Genomic DNA, 22,504 nt, shown 5'->3' on the forward strand with positions numbered 1-22,504 from the left:
CAACAATTCAGTGAATGACTCGCCGCAATCGGGAGCAAGCCCCCTCCCACATTGGACCGGTGTTGTTCAGTGAACGTGGATGGCCTCTAAGGCCGCTGCCACTGTAGTGAACTCCCGATCCACGGCCGCCAGCACCGGGCGCTTCAACACCAACACCGGAAGCCCCCGTTCCCGCGCCACTTCGAGCTTCGGTTCGGTGGCCGTGCTGCCGCTGTTCTTGCTGATCAGCACATCAATCTGGCGGCGCTCAAACAGCGCGCGTTCTTCGTCGATCAGAAACGGCCCGCGGGCGCCGATCACTTCGCAGCGCTCGTTGCCCGGATACACATCCAGTGCGCGCAATGTCCAGAATTGCCCCTCAGGGATTTCCTCGAGGTGCTGTAACGGTTCGCGTCCCAGGGTAAACAGTGGCCGCTTGAAAGGCTCAAGCGCTTCGATCAGCTCGGCCCAGTCAGACACTTCCCGCCAGTCATCCCCCGTTTGCGGCTGCCACGCCGGGCGCCGCAAGGCCCAGCACGCCACCCCGCACAACCGCGCCGCTTGAGCCGCGTTCCGGCTGATCTGCGCCGCATAGGGGTGGGTAGCATCAAGAATCAAGCTGATCCCCTCATCCCGAACAAACTGCGCCAGGCCCTCAGCGCCACCGTAACCGCCGACCCGCACTTGGCAGGTGAGATCTGTAGGCACCCGCCCAGCCCCGGCCAGGCTGTAAACATGCGCAGGTCCCAGGGTTCGCGCGATAGCCAGCGCTTCCGTCACGCCACCCAGCAGCAGAATCCTGTTCATACCGGCTTGATCACTTCAAGCAGAGTAATCGGCAGTGCCTGGCGCCAGGTATCGAACTCGCCCAACGGCTGCGCCTGGGCTACGTGGATGCGTGTCAGTTCACCACCGTACTGGGCACGCCAGTTCATCAGGGTCATTTCGCTTTGCAGGGTGACGGCATTGGCAACCAAGCGACCGCCCGGGCGCAGCTGTTGCCAGCAGGTATCCAGCACGCCGTCACGGGTGACGCCGCCGCCAATAAAGATCGCGTCCGGGGCTTCCAGGCCGTTCAACGCCTGCGGCGCCGTGCCGCGAACCAATTGCAGACCGGGTACGCCGAGGGCGTCGCGGTTGTGTTCGATCAAGGCTTGGCGGCCTTCGTCGGCTTCGATCGCCAATGCCCGACAGCTCGGATGCGCGCGCATCCATTCGATGCCGATGGAGCCGCTGCCCGCGCCCACGTCCCAGAGCAGCTCGCCGGGCATCGGGGCGAGGCGGGCGAGGGTGATGGCGCGCACATCGCGTTTGGTCAGTTGGCCGTCGTGTTTGAAGGCCGCATCCGGCAGGCCGGCGAGGCGCGACAGGCGCGGTGCGTCGGGATCGGCTAGGCAATCGATGGCGAGCAGGTTCAGGTCGGCCACCGCAGGCTCACTCCACGACTGCGCGATGCCGTCGATACGCCGCTCCTGCGCGCCGCCCAGGTGTTCAAACACGCTCAACCGGCTGGGGCCATAGCCGCGCTCGGCCAATAACGCGGCAATCAACGCCGGGCTGCTGCCGTCATTGCTCAACACCAGCAAGCGCACGCCACTGGCCAGGTGCGCATTGATCGCCGCCAATGGCCGGGCCACCACGGATACGCACACCACCTCCTGCAATGGCCAGCCCAACCGCGCCGCCCCCAGGGATACGGAGGAGGGCGCCGGCAGGATCGACAGTTCTTCAGCCGCCACCTGCCGCGCCAGGCTGGCGCCCACACGCCATAGAACATCGGATCGCCACTGGCCAATACACACACCGGTTCACCGCGCCGCGCCAGCACGGGCTCCAGGGAAAACGGGCTCGGCCATAACTGGCGCTCGCCACTGATGCACAGGGGCAAAAGGTCCAACTGGCGCTGAGCCCCTATAATGCGCGTGGCGCGCAGCAGGGCATGTCGGGCGTTTCTGCCCAGGCCCTTGAAGCCGTCTTCACCGATGCCTACTACCGTCAGCCAGGGCGACATATCAATTCCTTGAACGACATCCGACGGGCAGGCTTTTCATGCCGTCGGACAAAGCAGGCATAATACCGCGCCTTTACCCGTCAACCGGTAGCCCCGTGAACCCAACGCCCGCTCTGAACACCTTGCGCCCCTCGGCTTGTCCGGGGTTGTTGCGTATCGTCCAGGCGCTGGACGGCGGCATCTGTCGGATCAAATTGGCCGGTGGCGCCATCAGCGCAGCCCAGGCCAACGCTGTGGCGGACGCTGCCCAGGCCTATGCGGGCGGGGTGATCGAGGCGACCAACCGCGCCAACCTGCAGATTCGCGGGATCGGCGCCGAGCAGGACGCTCTCATCGCGATGCTGCTGGCGGCAGGCCTCGGCCCGAGCCACGCGGCCGGCGATGACGTGCGCAACCTGATGCTCAGCCCCAGCGCCGGCATCGACCCACAGATGCTGTTCGACACCCGACCCCTGGCCGGGCAGATCCTCGCCACCCTGGAAAACCATCCACGCTTTCATGAGCTGTCGGCCAAGTTCGCCGTGCAACTGGATGGCTTTGAGGCCTTGGCGATGCTGGAGCATCATCACGACCTGTGGCTGTCGGCCTTCGAGCAAACCGGTGAAACCCTGCTGGCGTTCGGCCTGGCCGGTTGCCCTGGGCTGGACGCGCCGCTGGCCGCTGTGCGACTGGACCAGGGCCATGCGCTGGTGGTGGCGGTGCTGGAAGCCTTTCTCGACCTGGCCACGCCGGAACAAACGCGCATGCGCCACCTGGCTGTGGATAAGTTACTGAGCCGCTTGAACGTGCCGCTACTGCCGGCGGACGGGTTCAAACGCCCGGCCAGTAGCGCTTCGGGCCACTTGGGCAGTTATCCACAGCACCAGCAAGACCTGTTCTATGTCGCCGCCGTCGCGCCCCTGGGCCGCCTGGACCCGGCGATGCTCAAGGGCGCCGCGCAACTTGCCGGCGAGCATGGCGACGCCACCTTGCGTTTTACCCCCTGGCAAGGCGTGCTGCTGCCCAATCTCAAACAGCCCGACGTCGTGATCGAGCAATTAACCCAATTGGGCTTTCTCTGCGCCGCCGACCAACCCCTGGCGCACATGATCGCCTGCACGGGTTCCAGCGGCTGCGGCAAAGGCCTGGCGGATACCAAGGCTGACGCCCTGCAATTGGCCGCCCTGCAACCTGGTCACGCCGTTCACCTGTCCGGTTGCCCGCGCTCCTGCGCCGCTGCGCACACCGCACCGGTGACCTTGCTGGCGGTGAGTCCCGGCCACTACGACCTCTATTTTCGCGACGCAGCCCATCCAGGTTTTGGCCGGCTGCACGCGCGCACCCTTTCTATTGAAGCGACGGGCGCCTTGCTGCGCGCTCGCCCACGGAGCAACACCGATGATTGATTACATCCGCGACGGTCAGGAGATCTACCGCAACTCCTTCGCCATTATTCGCGCGGAAGCCAGGTTGGAGCGCATCCCGGCTGATCTGGAAAAACTCGCGGTGCGGGTGATTCATGCCTGCGGCATGGTCGAGGCCATCGACGGCCTGCAGTTTTCCGAGGGCGCAGGCAAGGCCGGGCGCGAAGCGCTGGCGGCCGGCGCGCCGATTCTGTGCGATGCGCGGATGGTCTCCGAAGGCGTGACCCGTGCGCGCCTGCCGGCCAACAACCCGGTGATCTGCACCCTGCGCGACGACAGCGTGCCGGAGCTGGCGCGGGAGCTGGGCAACACGCGCTCCGCGGCGGCCCTGGAGCTGTGGCGTCCGCACCTGGCCGGCAGCGTGGTGGTGATCGGCAACGCGCCGACCGCCTTGTTCTACCTGTTGGAGATGCTTGATGCCGGCGCGCCGAAACCGGCGCTGATCCTGGGCTTTCCGGTGGGCTTTGTCGGTGCCGCCGAGTCCAAGGCAATGCTCGCCGCTGACAGTCGCGGCGTGCCGTTCGTGATCATGCAGGGCCGCCTGGGTGGCAGTGCCATGGCCGCCGCCGCCGTCAATGCGCTCGCCACGGAGGTTGAATAATGCACGCACGCGGACGTCTGATCGGCCTGGGCGTGGGCCCCGGTGACCCCGAACTGATCACCCTCAAGGCCCTGCGCCTGCTGCGCGAGTCGCCGGTGGTGGCGTACTTCGTGGCTAAGGGCAAGAAGGGTAATGCGTTCGGCATCATTGAAGACCATCTGGTGCCGCAGCAAACCCTGATGCCGCTGGTGTATCCGGTGACCACCGAGGCGCTGCCAGCACCGCTGTCCTATGAGCAAGTGATCAGCGATTTCTACGACACGGCCAGCGTCGACGTGGCCGCGCACCTGGATGCGGGCCGCGACGTGGCGGTGATCTGCGAAGGCGACCCGTTCTTCTACGGCTCCTACATGTACCTGCATGACCGCCTCGCCGAGCGCTACGAAGCGCAGGTTATTCCAGGCGTGTGCTCGATGCTCGGCGGCGCTTCGGTACTGGGCGCGCCGCTGGTGTATCGCAATCAGAGCCTGTCGGTGCTGTCGGGCGTGCTGCCCCACGATGACCTCAAGCGCCGGCTGGCCGACGCGGATGCGGCGGTGATCATGAAGCTGGGGCGCAACTTCCCCAAGGTGCGCCAGGTATTGGAAGAACTCGGCCTGGCCGGGCGTGCGCTGTACGTGGAGCGCGCCACCATGGCCAACCAGAAGATCGTGCCGCTGGATCAGGTGGAGCCGATGTCGTCGCCGTATTTCTCGTTGATCATCGTGCCCGGTGAACGGTGGCAAGGTTGATGAGTCCGGCGATTGTCATCTTGGGCCAGGGCAGCCTGGCAACCGCGCGGCGGATCCAGCAGTTTTACCCGGCTGCGCTGATCCACGGCCTGGACGGTCGGGTTGAGGGTGCAGACCAGCGCTACAGCGAATTCGGCGCCACGCTGCGCCAGCTCTACCAGCAGGGCACGCCGCTGATTGCGCTGTGCGCCGCCGGCATTGTCATTCGTACCCTCGCGCCGCTGTTGCTCGAAAAAGGTGAGGAACCGGCGGTGCTGGCCGTCGCCGAAGACGGCAGCGCCGTGGTGCCACTGCTGGGTGGTCTGGGCGGTGTGAATGTGATGGCGCGGGACATTGCCGCTGCGCTGGGCGTGGCGGCGGCGATCACCACCAGCGGCGAGTTGCGCTTCGGCACCTGCCTGCTCAACCCGCCCAAGGGCTATGCTTTGGCGGACCTGGAACTGGGCAAGCGTTTTGTCTCGGACCTGCTGGCCGGTGAAAGCGTGCGCATCGAAGGCGCGGCGCCCTGGCTGGACCAGGCCAACCTGCCGCAGGACCCGCACGCCCGCCTGGCGATCCATGTCGGCAGTGCCGAGCGTGCGCCCGCCGCCAACGAATTGCTGATTTACCCGAAAACGGTGTGCGTCACCTGCAAACCGGGTGAGCACCTGGGGGCGCGTGTACGCACGGCCTTGCATGAAGCGGGCGTTGCCGTGCAATCGCTGGCGTGCCTGCTGGCGAGCGACCTGCAGATGGCCGAGGCGTCGTTGCATGAGGCCGCGCTGGAGTTGGGCGTACCGCTGCGGTTTGCCCCGCTTGCGCTGCACGCGGACGTCAGCATCAGCGTGGCTGAACAGCCCTTGGATTTGTCACAGCTAGGCCGCCCCCGCGGTCGCCTCGCCGTGATCGGCCTGGGCCCTGGCGCCGCTGAATTGATGGTGCCGGCCGTCAAGGCCGAGTTGGCGCGTTGCACCGATGTGCTGGGCTATGAAACCTACGTGCGCATGGCCGGGCCGTTCCGTGATGACCAGGTGCAGCACTGCACCGACAACCGCGAAGAAATGCAGCGCGCCCGCCACGCCTTCGAACTGGCCGCTCAAGGGCGCTCGGTGGTGGTGGTATCGTCCGGCGACCCGGGTGTGTTCGCCATGGCCGCTGCGGTGATCGAGGCGCTGCATGAGTCCAGCGACCCCGCGTGGCACCAGGTCGACCTGCAGATCCTGCCTGGCGTCTCGGCGTCCCTGGCCACCGCTGCCCAGGCCGGCGCGCCGCTGGGGCATGATTTTTGTGTGATGTCGCTGTCGGACAACCTCAAGCCGTGGTCGATCATCGAAAAGCGCCTGGACCTCGCGTCCCAGGCCGACCTGGCGTTGGCGTTCTACAACCCGATCTCCCGTGCGCGGCCGTGGCAACTGGGGCGTGCGCTGGAGATTGTCGCGCAGCACCGCACGCCTGAAACACCGGTGGTGCTGGGCCGTGATATCGGTCGTCCCGGCCAGACATTGCGCGTCACCACGCTGGGGCAGCTCACCCCGGACCAGGTGGACATGCGCACCATGGTGCTGATTGGCTCGTCCACCACCTGCACTTTTGCGCGCGCCGGTGGTGGGGAGTGGGTGTACACGCCGCGCTGGTACGGCGAAAAACCCGGCTCCTGAAAGCGCGGAGGCAACGGTCGGAAAGCTCCGAATGACTCAAGGATTCTCCTGCGGTCGTTCGGGGCTTTTTCTTTTTTTTACGTCGAAACCACGAAGCCCTCGCTTGATGCCGCGCCACTGCTGGGCGCTGCGTTTTGATTGGCTGCGTCAAGGCATGTTTGTCGCCTGGAAAGCCTGGCGGTGGGTGGACTAGTGTGGTTGCAAGCCCCGAGTCGGGGTGAACGTGGAGAATTGGAAATGGAGCGACATCATCGAAGGATCAATAGTAAAAAGAGGCGCAAGCTGATCGCCGCCTACAAATTGCCGGGTGCGCCCGCAACGCCCGGCGCTTTGCCACTGGACGCTGAAGACGACTGCAATGCGGCGGTGGTCAACAACGGCGTGATTTCTTTTGCCGAGGGGCTGTCCGGGCTAAACCGCGAATACATCCGTAAGAGCTACCTGTTGGCCAGCAGTTATGTGAGCGATGTACTGAACATTCGCCGGGGCACGGAGGCCTGGTACAACGAATTTATCAACGTGATGACCAGCTTGGGCTGGCTGCCGATGCGCAGTCGCTTCGAGCGGGTCTCGCGTTCCGGCAAAGGCCTGACGGTGCAACTGGCGGCATTTAACATCATCAGCGCGCTGCTCGCCTCGATGTCGTTGTCGGGACCGTTGCTCGGCATGCTGCCGAAACTGGCGGCGGATGCGCTGGAAGCCTTGAAGCAGCAGCCAGCGTGTCTGGATTTGTTCAAGCGCAACAGCAGCGTGCACGAAGGCGGCGACTTCGGCGTGGCGTCCTGCGCTGAAACCAATGGCGAAGTCACGATGGTGCTGGTGACCTACAGCAGCCATGGCGTGGGCAAACAGGTGGGTTTGCCGTTCCTCGAGTGGGACAGTTCATCGTTCGAGGCCTTCAGCGGGCAGACCTGCCTGGTGCTGAATACCTCGGTGGTCAACGAAAAGACCCTGCAATTGATGCGCGACAGCGCGGGTGACAAAGTGCAGTCGGCCATTGCCAAGTACCGGATCTAGGGCACCAGATAGCCGCGGACCCCGGTAAAAATAATTTGCGCGGCCAGGGCGCACACAAACAAGCCCATCAACCGGCTGACAATCTGCAAGCCCTGGTCGCCGAGAATCCGTTCGATCCGATTGGACAGGTACAGCACCACGCCCACAGTGAGGCTGGCCAACGCGATACTGAGGATGGCGGTGAGCTTGTCGTCCCAATGCGGCTGGCTCACGCCCATCACCAGCAGCGCACCGATGGTGCCGGGGCCGACCGTCAGCGGGATGGTCAGCGGCACGATGGTCACGTCCTGCTGTACGTTATCGGTCTGCACCGCCGACTTGCCTTGGGCCATGCCCAGGGCGGAGATAAACAGCACGCTGCCGGCACCGATGCGGAACGCGTCCACGGTGATGCCGAACACACTGAAAATCACCCGGCCGAACAGGTACAGCAGCACGCTCGACACCAGCGTCGCCAGCGCGACTTTCCAGGCCAGGCGTCGCCGCTCCTTGCTGGAGTAGCCACGGGTCAGGCTGATAAAGCAGGACAGCACGAAGAACGGGCTATAGAGCACCAGCATCTTCAGGTAAACGCTGAACAACACGTGGAGCATGAGGGCGGCTCGTGGCAGTAGAAGAGGTGTCGAGAGTCTAACAGGCGACATGAAACAAATGTGGGAGGGGGCTTGCCCCCTCCCACATTTGATCGCATTGCAAGTCAGGAGGGCGCGTGTTCGGGCCGCTGCTGGCGCTGCGCCACCCAGAACTCCACCAACTCACGCAGCTGCGACAGCTCCACCGGCTTGGCCATGTGCCCGTCCATCCCGGCCTGGCGCGCGCGCTCCTTGTGTTCCGACAGGATGTGCGCGGTCAGCGCCACCACCGGCGTGCGCACACGTTGGTGGCTGACTTCCCACGCGCGTAGCTGCTGGGTGGCGGAGAAACCATCGAGGATCGGCATTTCACAGTCCATCAACACCAGGTCATAGCGCTGGGCTTTCATCGCCTCCAACGCTTCTTCGCCGTTGCTGGCGGTGTCCGGGTTGAGGTTGAGCTTGCCAAGCATGCCGCGTATCACTTTGGTGGAGATGCTGTTGTCTTCGGCCACCAGGATGCGGAAGTCGCTGGGCACCGTAATCGCTGCCGGCGCGACGGGGACGGGCCGAGGATGGGTCACGCCCTTGCTGCGTTGGGTCAGCTCGTCGGCCAGGGTGGTTTTTAGCGTATAGCCGGCCACCGGTTTGGCGAGGATGCGCTTGATCCCGCAGTTGCGCGCGATGATCTTGCTCGGCGCATTGCTGATCCCCGTGAGCATGATCAGCAGGATGTCGTGGTTCAGGCTCGGGTCTTCCTTGATTTTCGCTGCCAGTTGCATGCCGGTCATGCCGGGCATGTTCTGGTCCAGCAACACCACATCGAAATAATCGCGCAGGTGCGCCTTGGTGCGCAGCAGGGCCAGGGCCTCTTTGCCCGATGCCACGGCGCTGACGTTCAGACCCCAGGCCGAGCATTGCTGCAAGAGCACCTTGCGGCAGGTGTCGTTGTCGTCCACCACCAGCACGCGAGCGTCCTTGAGCGGGCCGTCGAGGTCGGAGGTCGGGTGTTCGAGGCGTTCCGGGTCCAGCGGCAGGGTCAGCCACAGGGTGCTGCCCTGGTGGCTGCCGCTCTTGATACCGAATTCGCCGTTCATCAACAGGATCAACTGACGCGCGATCACCAGGCCCAGGTGCCCGCTCAAGCGGGTCGCCGAGAGGAAGTTCTTGCTGTGCAGTTCGCTGTGCAGCAGGGCGTCGCGCTCGGCGGCTTCCATCGGAACGCCGCTGTCCTGTACCGCGATGCGCAGACGTGGCTTGGTGCTGCGTTCGTCGAGGGCCACGACGATCAGCACTTCGCCTTCGTCGGTCTTGTGCAGGGCGTTTTCCAGCAGGCTCAACAAGGCCTGGCGCAGGCGTGTCGGATCACCGCTGATCACGCGCGGCACCTGGGGCTGGATAAAGCTGATCAGTTCGACATTCTGCTGCTCGGCCTTGGCGCGGAAGATGCTCAGGCAGTCGTCGATCAGCGCGTTGAGGTCGAACTGCACATCGTCGAGTTCGATCTGCCCCGACTCGAGCTTGGAGATGTCGAGGATTTCGTTGATCAGCGTGAGCAACTCATTACCGGCGCTGTGGATGGTCTGCACGTAGTCGCGTTGTTTCACCGACAATGGCGTGCCCAGCAGCAACTCGGTCATGCCCAGCACGCCGTTCATGGGGGTGCGGATTTCGTGGCTGATCTTGGCCAGGAATTCGGCCTTGGCGGCGATTTCGGCATTGCTCGCGGCCAGGTCGCGGCTGAGGCTGAAGCGGGTCTCGACAATGGCGCGCTGGCGCTCACCGAGGGCCAGGCTCATCAACAAACCGCTGAGGCAGATAAAGCTGAGCAGGGTCACGATCAGGCCTTGCGGCGCCACCAGCGTGAGGCCGAGCAGGGCGGGCAGAATGATCAGCGTGCCGATGTTGAACACCACCATCCCCGCCACGAACAGGCGCGCCGGGCGATAGCCTTGCTGCCAGTGATAGGCCGAGACAAACAGCATGCTCAGGCCCGCCAGCGCGACCAGGGCATAGGTGATGATGTTCAGCGGCAGGGTGTTGACGAACAACAGCAGCAGGCCGCACAGCACGATCAACAGAATGTCGGCCATCAACAGTTTGTTCAGCGGGTGCGGCCCCAGGGGCATGAAGAAGCGATAGGCAAACATCAGCCCGCACGGTGCGGTCAGCAGCAGGGCGAGATACGCGCCGGGGGTTTGGATTGCGTGCCAGTTCGGCAGCCACGGCCCCACCACGTTGAGCAACAGCGCCAGGCTGAGCAGCAACAGGCATTCACAGGCGGCCAGCCACAGGCTGCTGCGCGAGCGGTGGTAGGCGAAGCGCGTGAGGTTATGCAGGATCAGCATCAGCAGCACGCCGAACAGCAGGCCGTAGACCAGCGTCTGGTTCTGGTTGGCGGCGGCCAGCACGGCCGGTTCCAGAGTGATGTAAGGGCGCAGCTCGTGCTCCGACACCAGGCGCAGGTAAACCTCGAGTGGGCGCTGGCTTTGTGGCATCGGCAGCATGAAGTCACTGCTCGGCAACGGGCGATTGGCCTGGGGCTGGCGCGTGCCGGTGGTTTGCTGTTCCACCAGGGTATCGCCGTCCAGTACATAGAGGCTCAAGTGTGCGAGGTCTGGTGCGAATACCCGCAGCACTTGTTCATGCTTGCCCGGTTGCAGCTTGAAACGTACCCACAGCGCACCGTCCGGCTGCGCGGCGGTAATGCGGTCCAGTTCGATGGGGCTGAATTGATTGGTGTAGCGGGACGAGCGGATATCGCTCAGTTGCAGGTCGGCCTGATCATCGAGCAATACTGCCCAACCACTGCCTTGCGCAGCGGCTTGAGCCGGGGCCAGGCAGAGCAGGGTCAGCAGACTGACGGTAAAAGCTATGGCGATCCTGAGCCAGCGCACGGCGAAGTCCCTTCGTAGGTGAATGCACGGGTTAACTATGCGCGGGGCGACATGAGTACGGCAAGGGCCAGAGGCCCTTACCTACCCGAACGGATAGCTACTCAGTTGCTCTCGCCACGCTCACGGGCAATGGCGCGGTAGCCGATGTCGGTGCGATAGAAGCAGCCTTTCCAGTCGATTTTCGCGGCCAGCTTGTACGCCTGTTGCTGCGCGGCGTCGACACTGGCGCCCATCGCGGTGGCGCACAGCACGCGGCCACCGGCGGTGACGACGTTGCCATCCTTCAGCGCAGTGCCGGCATGAAACACCTTGCCTTCCAGCGCCGCGGCCGCTTCCAGGCCTTCAATCACATCGCCCTTGGCGTAATCGGCAGGGTAACCGCCGGCCGCCAGTACGATCCCGACGCTTGGGCGTGGGTCCCACTGTGCTTCGACTTTGTCCAGGGCCTGGGCCAGCGCGGCTTCCACCAGCAGCACCAGGCTCGACTGCAAACGCAGCATGACGGGTTGGGTTTCCGGGTCACCGAAGCGGCAGTTGAACTCGATGACTTTCGGGTTACCAGCTTTGTCGATCATCAGACCGGCGTAAAGGAAACCGGTGTAGACGTTGCCTTCGTCGGCCATGCCGCGCACGGTCGGCCAGATCACCAGGTCCATGACGCGCTGGTGCACCTGGGCGGTGACCACTGGCGCCGGGGAGTAAGCGCCCATGCCGCCGGTATTCGGGCCGCTGTCGCCGTTGCCGACGCGTTTGTGGTCCTGGCTGGTGGCCATTGGCAGTACGTTCTTGCCGTCGACCATGACGATGAAGCTGGCCTCTTCGCCGTCGAGGAACTCCTCGATCACCACGCGCGAACCCGCATCACCAAAGGCATTGCCGGCGAGCATGTCGCGCACGGCGTCCTCGGCTTCCTGCAGGGTCATGGCGACGATCACGCCTTTGCCGGCGGCCAGGCCGTCGGCCTTGATCACGATCGGCGCACCTTTTTCACGCAGGTAAGCCAGGGCCGGCTCGATCTCGGTGAAGTTCTGGTAGTCGGCAGTCGGGATCTTGTGGCGCGCCAGGAAATCCTTGGTGAAGGCTTTCGAACCTTCCAACTGAGCGGCACCTGCGGTCGGGCCGAAGCAATCCAGGCCACGGCTGCGGAACAGGTCGACGACGCCGGCCACCAGCGGCACTTCCGGGCCGACAATGGTCAGGGAGACGTTTTTCTCGGCGAAATCTGCCAGTTGCTCAAGGGCCAGCACGTCGATCGCGACGTTTTCGCACTTGGCTTCAATGGCGGTACCGGCGTTACCCGGTGCTACGAACACCTTCTGGACGCGTGGGTCCTGGGCAACTTTCCAGGCCAGGGCGTGTTCACGCCCACCGCTGCCAATGATCAAAACATTCATTTCAAAAACCTCTGATAAACGCTGTGCTTCTTCGTAGGAGCGAGCTTGCTCGCGAAGGTCGTGAACGATGACGAGGGGAACCTGACACCCCGTGGCGTTTTTGAGTTTTTCGCGAGCAAGCTCGCTCCTACAGTAGAGAAGCGGTGCTGTTTAGTGGCGGAAGTGGCGCATGCCGGTGAAGACCATGGCGATGCCCGCTTCGTCGGCCGCTGCGATGACTTCAGCATCACGCATCGAGCCACCCGGTTGGATCACGGCGGTCACGCCGGCTTTCGCGGCGTTGTCCAAACCGTCACGGAACGGGAAGAACGCATCGGAAGCCATGACCGAACCTACCACCTGCAAGCCGGCGTGTTCAGCCTTGATCGCGGCGATACGGGCCGAGTTCACGCGGCTCATCTGGCCGGCGCCGACGCCGATGGTCTGGCGGTTCTTGGCGTAGACGATGGCGTTGGATTTAACGTACTTGGCCACTTTCCAGGCGAAGATCAGGTCGTTGATCTCTTGCTCGGTCGGGGCGCGCTTGGTCACGACTTTCAAGTCGTCGCTGCCGATCATGCCGATGTCGCGGCTCTGTACCAGCAGGCCGCCATTGACACGCTTGTAGTCCCAGGCAGCGGCGCGGTCAGCCGACCATTCACCGCAGGCCAGCAGGCGCACATTGGCTTTGGCCGCGACGATGGCGCGGGCCTCTTCACTGACGCTTGGCGCAATGATCACTTCAACGAATTGACGCTCGACGATGGCCTTGGCCGTCTCGGCGTCCAGTTCACGGTTGAAGGCGATGATGCCGCCGAATGCCGACTCGGTGTCGGTGGCGTAGGCCAGTTCGTAGGCCTGGCGGATCCCGCCTTCAGCGTCCGGGCTCACGGCCACGCCGCACGGGTTGGCGTGCTTGACGATCACGCAGGCCGGCTTGACGAAGCTCTTTACGCATTCCAGCGCGGCGTCGGTGTCGGCCACGTTGTTGTAGGACAGCTCCTTGCCTTGCAGCTGGGTCGCGGTGGCGATGCCCACTTCGGCAGGTTTGGCCTCAACGTAGAACGCCGCGCTCTGGTGCGGGTTCTCGCCGTAGCGCATTTCCTGGGCCTTGATGAACTGGCTGTTGAACGTGCGCGGGAACTGGCTGCGGCCTTCTGTGCTCAGGGTGTCGGCGGCCTGGTTCACGGTGCCCATATAGTTGGCGATCATGCCGTCGTAGGCCGCGGTGTGTTCGAACGCCTTGAGCATCAGGTCGAAACGCTGGGCGTAGGTCAGGCCGCCGGCCTTGAGGCTTTCGAGCACCTGGGCGTAGTCGCTGGCGTTGACCACGATGGCCACGTCTTTGTGGTTCTTGGCCGCCGAGCGAACCATGGTCGGGCCGCCGATATCGATGTTTTCGATGGCGGTCGGCAGGTCGCAGCCTGGCTTGTTGATGGTGGCTTCGAAGGGGTAGAGGTTAACGGCCACCAGGTCGATCGGCTTGATGCCGTGCTCGTTCATGATGGCGTCGTCGATACCGCGACGGCCGAGGATGCCGCCGTGGATTTTCGGGTGCAGGGTCTTGACCCGACCGTCCATCATTTCCGCGAAACCGGTGTAGTCCGCGACTTCCACTGCGGCCACGCCGTTGTCCTGCAGCAGTTTGAAGGTCCCGCCCGTGGAGAGGATTTCCACGCCCAGGGCTTCCAGCTCCCGGGCAAATTCGAGGATCCCGGTCTTGTCGGAAACACTGATCAAGGCGCGGCGGATCGGCAGGCGGGTAGTCTGGTCGGTCATCTCAATTTCCATCAAAAGCAAAGGAGTCAGCAAAAAAGGCGACCGTTTTTACGCGGGCGCCTTTCTGGTTTGATTGAATGCTTACAGCAAATCGTATTGCTTGAGCTTTTTGCGCAAGGTGCCACGGTTGAGGCCCAGCAGCTCACTGGCTTTGGTCTGGTTGCCCTTGACGTAGTTCATCACGCTTTCGAGCAAGGGCGCCTCGACTTCGGAGAGCACCAGGTTGTACACATCCGTGACGGAAGCGCCCTCAAGGTGGGCGAAATAATTGTGCAGCGCCTTCTCGACACTCCCGCGAAGGGTCTGGCCTTCTTCGCTCGGCGTGTTGAGGTGCTGTTTCAAATTGACGTTGTCGCTCACGGGTGTTGTTCCACTCACTAAAGTCTCGGTCATCATCGTCATGCGGCCACCCCTTCTCCATCCCCTGTTCCCAGGCTCTTGTCACGTTCGGCGAAGAACTCACGAACGGTGGCGACCTGTGCCTGCGTTTCATCCAAACGGTTGAACTGAGCGCGAAATTCCTTGGCGCCCGGCAAGGTGGCGAGGTACCAGCCGACATGCTTGCGAGCAATGCGTACGCCCATCACATCCCCATAGAAGGCGTGCAGGGCGGCCAGATGCTCTAGCAGAATACGTTCCACCTCGGACAACTCCGGTGCCGGCAACACATCGCCGGTACGCAGAAAATGCTCGATCTCACGGAAAATCCATGGCCGCCCCTGGGCGGCCCGGCCGATCAACAAACCGTCGGCACCGGTTGCGTGCAGCACGCGCCGGGCTTTTTCGGCTGAATCGATATCGCCATTGGCAAACACCGGCATCGACACCGCCTGCTTGATCGCGGCAATCGTGTCGTACTCGGCTTCGCCGGTATAAAGGTCGGCACGGGTGCGGCCATGCACCGCCAGCGCTGCAATACCTGCCTGTTCGGCGATCTTCGCCACCGTCAGGCCATTCTTGTTGTCCCGGTCCCAACCGGTACGAATCTTCAGCGTCACCGGCACATCGACTGCGGCGACAACGGCCTGCAGGATCTCGGCAACCAACTGCTCATCTTTCAACAAGGCGGAACCAGCGGCCTTGTTGCAAACCTTCTTGGCCGGGCAGCCCATGTTGATGTCGATAATCTGCGCGCCCAGCTCCACATTGGCCCGGGCCGCGTCCGCCAGCATTTGCGCATCACCTCCGGCGATCTGCACCGAGCGTGGCTCGGGATCACCTTCGTGGATCATGCGCATCCGCGATTTGCGGGTGTTCCACAAACTCATGTCGCTGGTGACCATTTCAGAGACTACTAGACCCGCGCCCAAACGTTTGCAGAGCTGACGAAAGGGCTGGTCGGTGACACCCGCCATCGGGGCGAGGATCAAGCCGTTGTGCAATGTATATGGGCCGATGCGTACCGCCGACATAGGACTTCCCTGTTGTGGGGCCGGATCATTAGAGTTCGAAAAAGGGTTGGCATGATACCCGCTCTCGATGACGGGTTAAAGGCTGAATTGGATAAAATCTGAACAGTTAATTTTTTATCGCCGTCGGTTTGGTTGACGCCTGAGCAGTCAATAATCCGCCGTCAAACCCTGGTTGCGGCGTGGCCTCATTCGGGCGAATGGAAGCTCAGGCTGTAATTCACCGCTTTGTTGCCTGGGTCGAGGATGTCCAGGGAGATGTGGATCGGTGTCTGCGAGGGCATTTCGCTGACCCCGGCCAACTCGCCGCTGAGGTACTCGGCGGGCTTGAAGCGCCGACTGGCGATCAGGCCGCCGTTCAGGTCGGCAAAGCGCAGCTCCAGCAGCGGGAAGGGCTGGGAGAAGGTGGCGCGGTTGTAGATGATCGCGTCCACCACCAGCGCGCCGGCGAATTCCGGGTGGCTGCGCACCACCAGGTTGCTGCTCTTGATATGGGCGATATCGACCCGTGATGGCACGCTGCAGCCCAGTTTCGGGCACAACTGCTGGAACCACGGGCGGTAGGCGTCCTGGCGGGCCAGTTCGTCGAATTGGTAGGCGACGTACTGGCCGGCCAGACCGGCGGCGGCGAGCAGTACCAGCACGATCCAGATCAGGCGGCGGCCCCAGCCGGACGGACGCTTCTGTGCATACAAGTGCAGCGGGTCGTCCTCCAGGTCCTGGAACACATCGTCGTGGGCGCTGGACTCGGTGCGCGCTCGCTTGCGCCGCGATGGCGGGCGGTCATCGGTTGCGTCCGCCGATGGCGTCAGGGGTGTAAACGGTGGGTCTGGATCGTCGTCCTCGTCGGGCGTCGAGCGCAGTGGCGGTTCGTCGTCGATGTCATCGCTGTGAAACGACAACGACGGCTCGGTGCGTTCGCTCGGCTCCGGCTCGGCTTCATCGGGCAGGGCGCGCTCTTGCGGCGGCTCGCTGAACAGGCTGGCGGCCCACTTTTCTTCCTCGGCCTTGACGGTATTGCGGCTGGCGCTGAGGGGCTCTTCCTTGTGCCGACGGTCGGCACCGGGCTGGCGGCGTTCCGCGCCAACGGGCTGGGTGTGCTGGATCTCGCGGCGCTCGAGCTTGGCCAGCTCTTCGTCCAGGTCGAGGTTGTCCAGGTCCAGCTCTTCGGCCGTCCACTGTTTCTGGCTGATTGCACGCGGCGGCGCAGGCGTTGGCTCAGCCACGGCGGACTGTTCAGGTTCCGTCGTCGACGCCTGAGCCCGTTGCTCCAGCAACTGGCGAGCGGCATTGAAGACCTGCAGGCACGAGCCGCAGCGCACCACGCCACGGGCCACGCTCAACTGAGCGTGGTTGACGCGAAAGCGCGCTTGGCAATGCGGGCACTGGGTGACGAAACTGTCGGTCATGCGGCCATCCGATTCAGACAAGCGCTCATTCTAGCGCCGACGACCGCTGATGCGTACCCAGCCGTCACGGTTGGCGATAGGGTCCAGCTCGAAATCCTTGGCGTAGGCGGCGGCGACGTCTTCACCCTGCTCGGCGAGAATGCCCGACAGCGCCAGGCGCCCGCCCGGCTTGACCAGGCTCGACAACTGCGGCGCCAGCGACACCAATGGCCCGGCGAGAATGTTGGCGACCAGCACATCGGCCTGTACCTGGGGCAGGTCCTCGGGCAGATAGAGCGGGAATTTGCCTTCAGGAATTTGGTTGCGCCCGGCGTTGTCGCGTGAGGCTTCCAGCGCCTGCACGTCGATATCGGTGCCCACCGCCTCCTTGGCGCCCAGCAGCAGGGCGGCGATGGCCAGAATCCCCGAACCGCAGCCGAAGTCGAGCACGTTGCTGTCGGTCAGGTCCTGGCCGTCCAGCCATTCCAGGCACAATGCGGTGGTGGGGTGAGTGCCGGTGCCGAACGCCAGGCCCGGGTCCAGCAGCAGGTTGACCGCGTCCGGCTCCGGGGCGGCGTGCCAGCTGGGGACGATCCACAGGCGCTGGCCGAAACGCATGGGCTGGAAGTTATCCATCCAACTGCGCTCCCAATCCTGGTCTTCGATCACTTCGCTGTGATGCTCGGGCAGCGGGCCGCCGGTGAGCAATTCCATGTGGGCCAGTACGCTGGCGGCATCGGTGCCGTCTTCGAACAGGGCCAGCAGATGGGTGTGGGACCACAGCGGGGTGGTGTTGAGTTCAGGTTCGAAGATCGGCTGGTCTTCGGCGTCCATGAATGTCACCGACACGGCGCCGACTTCGAGGAACGCGTCTTCGTAGGTTTCGGCTTGTTCTGGGCTGATGGCGAGACGGACTTGCAGCCAAGGCATGGCGGGCACCTTTGAAAAAATGAGTGTGCAGCGGGGTGGGGCTGCGAAAGCGCGCAAGTTTACGCGAGCGGCGTGCAGAAGACGACAGCGGATCAAATGTGGGAGGGGGCTTGCTCCCGATTGCGGTGTGTCAGTCGCCTTATCGGTAGCTGATTCACCGCCATCGGGGGCAAGCCCCCTCCCACATTTTGAACTGTGTACATCCAATAAGCCGGGGTTCCAGAAACAACAAAGCCGCCCGAAGGCGGCCTTGTTGGGTGGAGCACTTACTGGTTGGCCAGCTTGTGTTCCAGGTAGTGAATGTTCACACCACCTTCGCAGAAGCCTTCATCACGAACCAGGTCCCGATGCAGCGGGATGTTGGTCTTGATGCCGTCGACCACGATTTCGTCCAGGGCGTTGCGCATACGGGCCATGGCCTCGTCGCGGGTTGCGCCCCAGGTGATCAGCTTGCCGATCAGCGAGTCGTAGTTGGACGGAACCTTGTAGCCGCTGTACAGGTGCGAATCCACACGGACGCCGTTGCCGCCGGGCGCGTGGAAATGCTTGACCAGGCCAGGGCTTGGGATAAAGGTTTTCGGGTCTTCGGCGTTGATCCGGCACTCCAGGGAGTGGCCGTGCATCTTCACGTCGTCCTGGGTAAAGGACAGCACGTTGCCAGCGGCGATGCTGAGCATCTCCTTGACGATATCGATACCGGTGACCATCTCCGAAACCGGGTGTTCTACCTGCACGCGAGTGTTCATCTCGATGAAGTAGAAACGGCCGTTTTCGTAGAGGAACTCAAAGGTACCGGCGCCACGGTAGTTGATGTCGATGCACGCCTTGACGCAGCGTGCCAGGACTTCCTGGCGAGCCTTCTCGTCCAGGCCCGGTGCCGGCGCTTCTTCCAACACCTTCTGGTGACGACGCTGCAGGGAGCAATCGCGGTCGCCCAGATGGATGGCGTGGCCCTGGCCGTCGGACAGCACCTGCACTTCCACGTGACGTGGGTTGGTCAGGTACTTCTCCAGGTAGACCATCGGGTTGCCGAACCAGGCGCCCGCTTCGGAGCGGGTCTGCTTGGCGGCTTCGATCAGGTCTTCTTCCTTGTGCACCACGCGCATGCCGCGACCACCACCGCCACCGGCGGCCTTGATGATCACCGGGTAACCGACTTCGCGACCAATGCGCAGAGCGGTTTCCTCGTCTTCAGGCAGCGGGCCGTCGGAGCCAGGAACGGTTGGCACGCCGGCGGCGATCATGGCGTCCTTGGCCGAGACCTTGTCGCCCATCAGGCGAATGGTTTCGGCTTTCGGGCCGATGAAGGCAAACCCGGATTTTTCCACCTGTTCGGCGAAATCGGCGTTTTCGGCAAGGAAGCCGTAGCCTGGGTGAATGCCATCAGCGCCGGTCACTTCTGCCGCGGCGATGATGTTCGAGACTTTCAGGTACGAGTTCGTGGCCAGTGGCGGGCCGATGCAGATGCTTTCGTCCGCCAGTTTCACGTGCATCAATTCGGTATCGGCCGTCGAGTAAACAGCGACGGTCTTGATGCCCTCTTCCTTACAGGCGCGCAGGATACGCAGCGCGATCTCGCCGCGGTTGGCGATCAGGACTTTTTGCAGTTTCTTCGCAGGTTTCAACATCGAAGGCGCTCCGCGGTTCAAACGATGGTGAACAGCGGCTGGTCGTACTCAACCGGCTGACCGTTTTCTACCAGGATGGATTCAATGACGCCGGCTTTTTCAGCGGTGATGTGGTTCATCATCTTCATCGCTTCAACGATGCAGATGGTGTCGCCCACTTTCACGGTCTTGCCCACTTCAACGAAGGCTGGCGAGGTCGGTGCCGGGGTGCGGTAGAAGGTACCGACCATTGGCGACTTGACCACGAAACCGTTCAGCGCAGGGGCTGCCGGAGCGGCAGGTGCGGCGGCTGCTGGAGCGGCGGCAGGGGCGGCAGCGGCTGGAGCCGGTGCTTGCATCTGTGGCGCGTAGAACTGTTGAGCCGGGGTCTTGCTGTGACGGCTGATCCGTACGGACTCTTCGCCTTCCTTGATTTCCAGCTCGTCGATACCGGATTCTTCCAGCAGTTCGATCAGTTTCTTAACTTTACGGATATCCATGAATCATCAACTCCCAAGGGTCGGTCAGGGGCGTTTAGCCTGTTCTTCAACGTGTTCCAGGGCGGCCTCCAGGGCCAGTCGGTAACCGCTGGCGCCAAGGCCGCAGATCACTCCTACCGCTACGTCGGAGAAGTAAGAGTGATGGCGGAAAGCTTCGCGTTTGTGCACGTTCGATAAATGCACTTCGATGAATGGGATGCTCACCGCCAGCAGCGCGTCACGTAATGCAACGCTTGTGTGCGTGAAAGCGGCGGGATTGATCAGAATAAAGTCCACGCCTTCGCCACGCGCGGCATGGATGCGATCAATCAATTCATACTCGGCATTGCTTTGCAGGTAGAGCAAATGATGACCGGCAACACGGGCCCGCTGTTCCAGATCGAGGTTGATCTGATCCAGGGTCACTGCCCCGTAGACGCCCGGTTCGCGGGTGCCGAGCAGGTTCAGGTTGGGTCCGTGAAGAACCAGTAAGGTCGCCATCGGCTGTTCCTTGTTATTGGGTGGGGTACGGCAGAACCCGGCGACTATGCCGCAAAGCCTTTGTGACTGTCCAGTTCTATGCAGTAGCCAACACGATTAGCGAGGATAGCGAAAAATTTGTGACTGTGGCCTTGGATCTGGTCATGCAGATCAACTGTGGGAGGGGGCAAGCCCCCTCCCACATTTGATCTTCACCAGGCGCGGGGGTGGGTCACACGCGGAAGGCCTGCACGGCGGTGTTGAGCTGGCCGCCCAGTACCAGCAGGTGTTCGCCCTGGCGGCGGCCTTGCCCGATACGCAGCAGGTTGTCCTCGCCCAACTGGTGAATCCGCTCGCTGTTGTCGCGGATCTCGCTCACCGCCCCGCTTTGCTGCGCAGTCACATCGGCGATGCGCACGGCGGTCTCGGAGATGGTCTGGATTGCCCCGACGATTTCATCCAGCGCGCCATCGGCGGCCTGGGCTTGTTCGGCGGTGGCTTCGGCGTGTTCGACCTGCGCACGCATGCCCTGCACCGATTGGTGGGCGGCGGTTTGCAGGCCGGCGATCAGGCCCTGGATTTCGGCGGTGGCGCCCGCGGTGCGTTGGGCCAGGGAGCGCACTTCATCGGCGACCACGGCAAAACCGCGTCCGGCTTCACCGGCGCGGGCCGCCTCGATTGCCGCGTTGAGCGCCAGCAGGTTGGTCTGGTCGGCGATCGAGCGGATTACCGTGAGTACGCCGCCGATGGTGGCGGACTCTTCGGCAAGTTTCTCGATCATCTGCGCGTTTTGCTGCACTTCACCCACCAGGGCATGCAGCCCGGCCAGGCTCAGGCCGATTACCCGCTGGCCTTGTTCAACGGCCACGCCTGCACTGCGACTGGCGCCTGCGGCCTGGCTGGCATCGCCCGCCACTTGCTGGATGGTCGCTTCCAGTTCGCCCAGGGAGTCACGGATCTGCGCGGTGTCCCCGGCCTGGCGTTCGGCGCCGTCGTGCAAGCCGCTGCTCAGTTCGGCGAGGGCGCGGCTGCTACCGGCGACGGCTTCGGCATTGCCGCGAATCGTGCCGACGAGGTCCACCAGGTAGGCGCGCAGGCGGTTGAGCGAGGCTTCGATATCGTGCAGTTCGCGGTTGGTCCGGCCCAAAGCGATCGGCTGGCTGAAGTTGCCTTCGGCCCAGGTGGACAGCGCCGGTGCGAGGTTGGTCAGCACCCGCGCCAGGCGCCGCTGCAGGGTATCGATCAACAGGGCGATCAGCAGGATCAGGCCAATCATCAGGCCCTGCATCAGGCGCACTTCGCCCTGGATCCGAGCGTGTTGCGCGCGCACTACCGGCTCCATGTCGGCGATCGCTTGTCTCACGCGGGTGATCTTGACGTGGGTGGCGGCGGCAAGCTCGGTGCGTTGCTGGATCTGTTCGCGGGTGCGCTTGAGTTCGCCGGGGTAGCGGGTCAGCAGGCTGTTGAGCTCACGCTTGAGGTCTACGCCGGTGTCCTGGGCTTCGGTTTTATCGCTGTTCTGCAGGCCCATCAGCGCGGAAAAATCGTCGCTGCTGGATTCGGCGCTGGCTTTGACGCCCAGCAAAGGCAACTGCGCCAACCGGTCGGCCTGGCTGCGGATGCTGGCGATTTCACGTTCGACCTCATCGGCCAACTCGGCGCGCCCGCTGCTGACCAGTTTGTCGCGGGCCAGGGACAGCTTGCCCAGGTGTTGCGCGGCGGCCAGCAGTGGCGGCAGATAGCGCGCCGCATCCGCCGAATCGACGGCGCCGGCGTACTGGCTCAGTTGCTCCAGGTTCGCCCCCAGTTCGCGTTCGGCTTGCAGTAGCAGCGCTTGCGGGTCACCGGCCAGTTTGCCGGCGGCGAGCAGGTCGGTTTTGCTGAAGGCATCCAGCTCCGCGAGGCTGGGACGCAGGCTCTGCGCCAACTCGGGCGGCAGTGGGTCGAGTTGCTGCAACAGGCTTTCCAGGCTCTGGCCGGCGCTGCTCAAGCGCAGGGCATCGCCGCTGGCCAGGTAGTCGTCAATATTGCGTGCGGCCTGGTTTTCGAAGGCCTGTGACAGCCCCAGGTAGCGTTCCATCAACAGGTAAGGGCGCTCCAGCGCCCGTTGCGACCACCACAGCGTCGCCCCGAGGGCCAGGCACACGGCCACCAATAGAAGGGTATTGAGATTGGTCAGCAGCTTCAGGCGCATGCGTGGTTTCAACCGAC

Annotated in this window: 18 protein-coding genes and 2 pseudogenes; 6 read left to right on the plus strand and 14 right to left on the minus strand. The window is 63.4% G+C overall.

Features of this window, described 5'->3' with window-relative positions; translation table 11 throughout:
* Positions 1-66: 66 nt before the first annotated feature.
* Both QF045_RS05920 and cbiE read right to left on the minus strand, forming a co-directional pair.
* Positions 67-786, minus strand: a complete 720-nt coding sequence (locus tag QF045_RS05920; protein WP_306491430.1) for a cobalt-precorrin-6A reductase — start codon at positions 784-786, stop codon at positions 67-69.
* Positions 783-1,990: pseudogene (gene cbiE / locus QF045_RS05925) on the minus strand (precorrin-6y C5,15-methyltransferase (decarboxylating) subunit CbiE). Before cbiE ends, QF045_RS05920 begins: the two are co-directional and overlap by 4 nt.
* 38 nt (positions 1,991-2,028) lie before the next feature.
* Here cbiE and cobG point away from each other — a divergent pair.
* From cobG to QF045_RS05950, 5 genes are all read left to right on the plus strand, one after another.
* Positions 2,029-3,375: a precorrin-3B synthase gene (gene cobG / locus QF045_RS05930; RefSeq protein WP_306491431.1), complete on the plus strand. Its 1,347-nt coding sequence runs from the start codon at positions 2,029-2,031 to the stop codon at positions 3,373-3,375.
* Entirely contained in the window at positions 3,368-3,994 is a 627-nt protein-coding gene (locus QF045_RS05935; RefSeq protein ID WP_306491432.1) for a precorrin-8X methylmutase, read from the plus strand. The genes cobG and QF045_RS05935 overlap by 8 nt, the downstream gene beginning before the upstream one ends.
* A complete protein-coding gene (locus QF045_RS05940) occupies positions 3,994-4,725 on the plus strand; it encodes a precorrin-2 C(20)-methyltransferase (protein ID WP_124384920.1) in 732 nt (243 codons plus the stop codon). Before QF045_RS05935 ends, QF045_RS05940 begins: the two co-directional genes overlap by 1 nt.
* Positions 4,725-6,362: a precorrin-3B C(17)-methyltransferase gene (gene cobJ, locus QF045_RS05945; RefSeq protein WP_306491433.1), complete on the plus strand. Its 1,638-nt coding sequence runs from the start codon at positions 4,725-4,727 to the stop codon at positions 6,360-6,362. Before QF045_RS05940 ends, cobJ begins: the two co-directional genes overlap by 1 nt.
* 237 nt (positions 6,363-6,599) lie before the next feature.
* The gene (locus QF045_RS05950) at positions 6,600-7,379 is read left to right on the plus strand and encodes a hypothetical protein (RefSeq protein ID WP_306491434.1); all 780 of its coding nucleotides are present in this window, start codon (positions 6,600-6,602) and stop codon (positions 7,377-7,379) included.
* Here QF045_RS05950 and QF045_RS05955 read toward each other — a convergent pair.
* From QF045_RS05955 to purD, 3 genes are all read right to left on the minus strand, one after another.
* The gene (locus tag QF045_RS05955) at positions 7,376-7,972 is read right to left on the minus strand and encodes a MarC family protein (RefSeq protein ID WP_003171467.1); all 597 of its coding nucleotides are present in this window, start codon (positions 7,970-7,972) and stop codon (positions 7,376-7,378) included. The genes QF045_RS05950 and QF045_RS05955 overlap by 4 nt on opposite strands.
* 104 nt (positions 7,973-8,076) lie before the next feature.
* Positions 8,077-10,848 (minus strand): hybrid sensor histidine kinase/response regulator, encoded by a 2,772-nt coding sequence (locus QF045_RS05960; RefSeq protein WP_306491435.1) that lies wholly within the window; start codon positions 10,846-10,848, stop codon positions 8,077-8,079.
* A 101-nt stretch (positions 10,849-10,949) separates the two neighbouring features.
* Entirely contained in the window at positions 10,950-12,242 is a 1,293-nt protein-coding gene (purD, locus tag QF045_RS05965; protein ID WP_306491436.1) for a phosphoribosylamine--glycine ligase, read from the minus strand.
* A 21-nt stretch (positions 12,243-12,263) separates the two neighbouring features.
* Here purD and QF045_RS05970 point away from each other — a divergent pair.
* Positions 12,264-12,377: pseudogene (locus tag QF045_RS05970) on the plus strand (outer membrane lipoprotein carrier protein LolA); the annotation flags it as partial.
* 15 nt (positions 12,378-12,392) lie between these two features.
* On the opposite strand, the gene purH reads toward QF045_RS05970, so the two are convergent.
* The 9 genes from purH to QF045_RS06015 form a co-directional block, all read right to left on the minus strand.
* The gene (gene purH, locus QF045_RS05975) at positions 12,393-14,000 is read right to left on the minus strand and encodes a bifunctional phosphoribosylaminoimidazolecarboxamide formyltransferase/IMP cyclohydrolase (RefSeq protein ID WP_306491437.1); all 1,608 of its coding nucleotides are present in this window, start codon (positions 13,998-14,000) and stop codon (positions 12,393-12,395) included.
* An 81-nt stretch (positions 14,001-14,081) separates the two neighbouring features.
* A complete protein-coding gene (fis, locus tag QF045_RS05980; RefSeq protein WP_002555375.1) occupies positions 14,082-14,402 on the minus strand; it encodes a DNA-binding transcriptional regulator Fis in 321 nt (106 codons plus the stop codon).
* A complete protein-coding gene (gene dusB, locus QF045_RS05985) occupies positions 14,399-15,412 on the minus strand; it encodes a tRNA dihydrouridine synthase DusB (RefSeq protein ID WP_306491438.1) in 1,014 nt (337 codons plus the stop codon). Before dusB ends, fis begins: the two co-directional genes overlap by 4 nt.
* Positions 15,413-15,597: 185 nt before the next feature.
* Positions 15,598-16,818 carry a DUF3426 domain-containing protein gene (locus QF045_RS05990; protein WP_306491439.1) on the minus strand — a complete coding sequence of 407 codons (1,221 nt, stop codon included), beginning with the start codon at positions 16,816-16,818 and terminating at the stop codon, positions 15,598-15,600.
* Between the two features lie 30 nt (positions 16,819-16,848).
* Positions 16,849-17,727: a 50S ribosomal protein L11 methyltransferase gene (gene prmA, locus QF045_RS05995; protein WP_306491440.1), complete on the minus strand. Its 879-nt coding sequence runs from the start codon at positions 17,725-17,727 to the stop codon at positions 16,849-16,851.
* A gap of 266 nt (positions 17,728-17,993) precedes the next feature.
* Positions 17,994-19,355, minus strand: a complete 1,362-nt coding sequence (accC, locus tag QF045_RS06000) for an acetyl-CoA carboxylase biotin carboxylase subunit (RefSeq protein WP_003188188.1) — start codon at positions 19,353-19,355, stop codon at positions 17,994-17,996.
* A gap of 17 nt (positions 19,356-19,372) precedes the next feature.
* Positions 19,373-19,834: an acetyl-CoA carboxylase biotin carboxyl carrier protein gene (gene accB / locus QF045_RS06005; protein WP_012721998.1), complete on the minus strand. Its 462-nt coding sequence runs from the start codon at positions 19,832-19,834 to the stop codon at positions 19,373-19,375.
* 24 nt (positions 19,835-19,858) lie between these two features.
* Positions 19,859-20,314: a type II 3-dehydroquinate dehydratase gene (gene aroQ / locus QF045_RS06010; RefSeq protein ID WP_065951442.1), complete on the minus strand. Its 456-nt coding sequence runs from the start codon at positions 20,312-20,314 to the stop codon at positions 19,859-19,861.
* A gap of 211 nt (positions 20,315-20,525) precedes the next feature.
* Positions 20,526-22,487 (minus strand): methyl-accepting chemotaxis protein, encoded by a 1,962-nt coding sequence (locus QF045_RS06015; RefSeq protein WP_306491441.1) that lies wholly within the window; start codon positions 22,485-22,487, stop codon positions 20,526-20,528.
* Between the last annotated feature and the right edge of the window lie 17 nt (positions 22,488-22,504).

Origin of the sequence: Pseudomonas sp. W4I3, assembly GCF_030816195.1 — a bacterium.
Lineage (GTDB): Bacteria > Pseudomonadota > Gammaproteobacteria > Pseudomonadales > Pseudomonadaceae > Aquipseudomonas.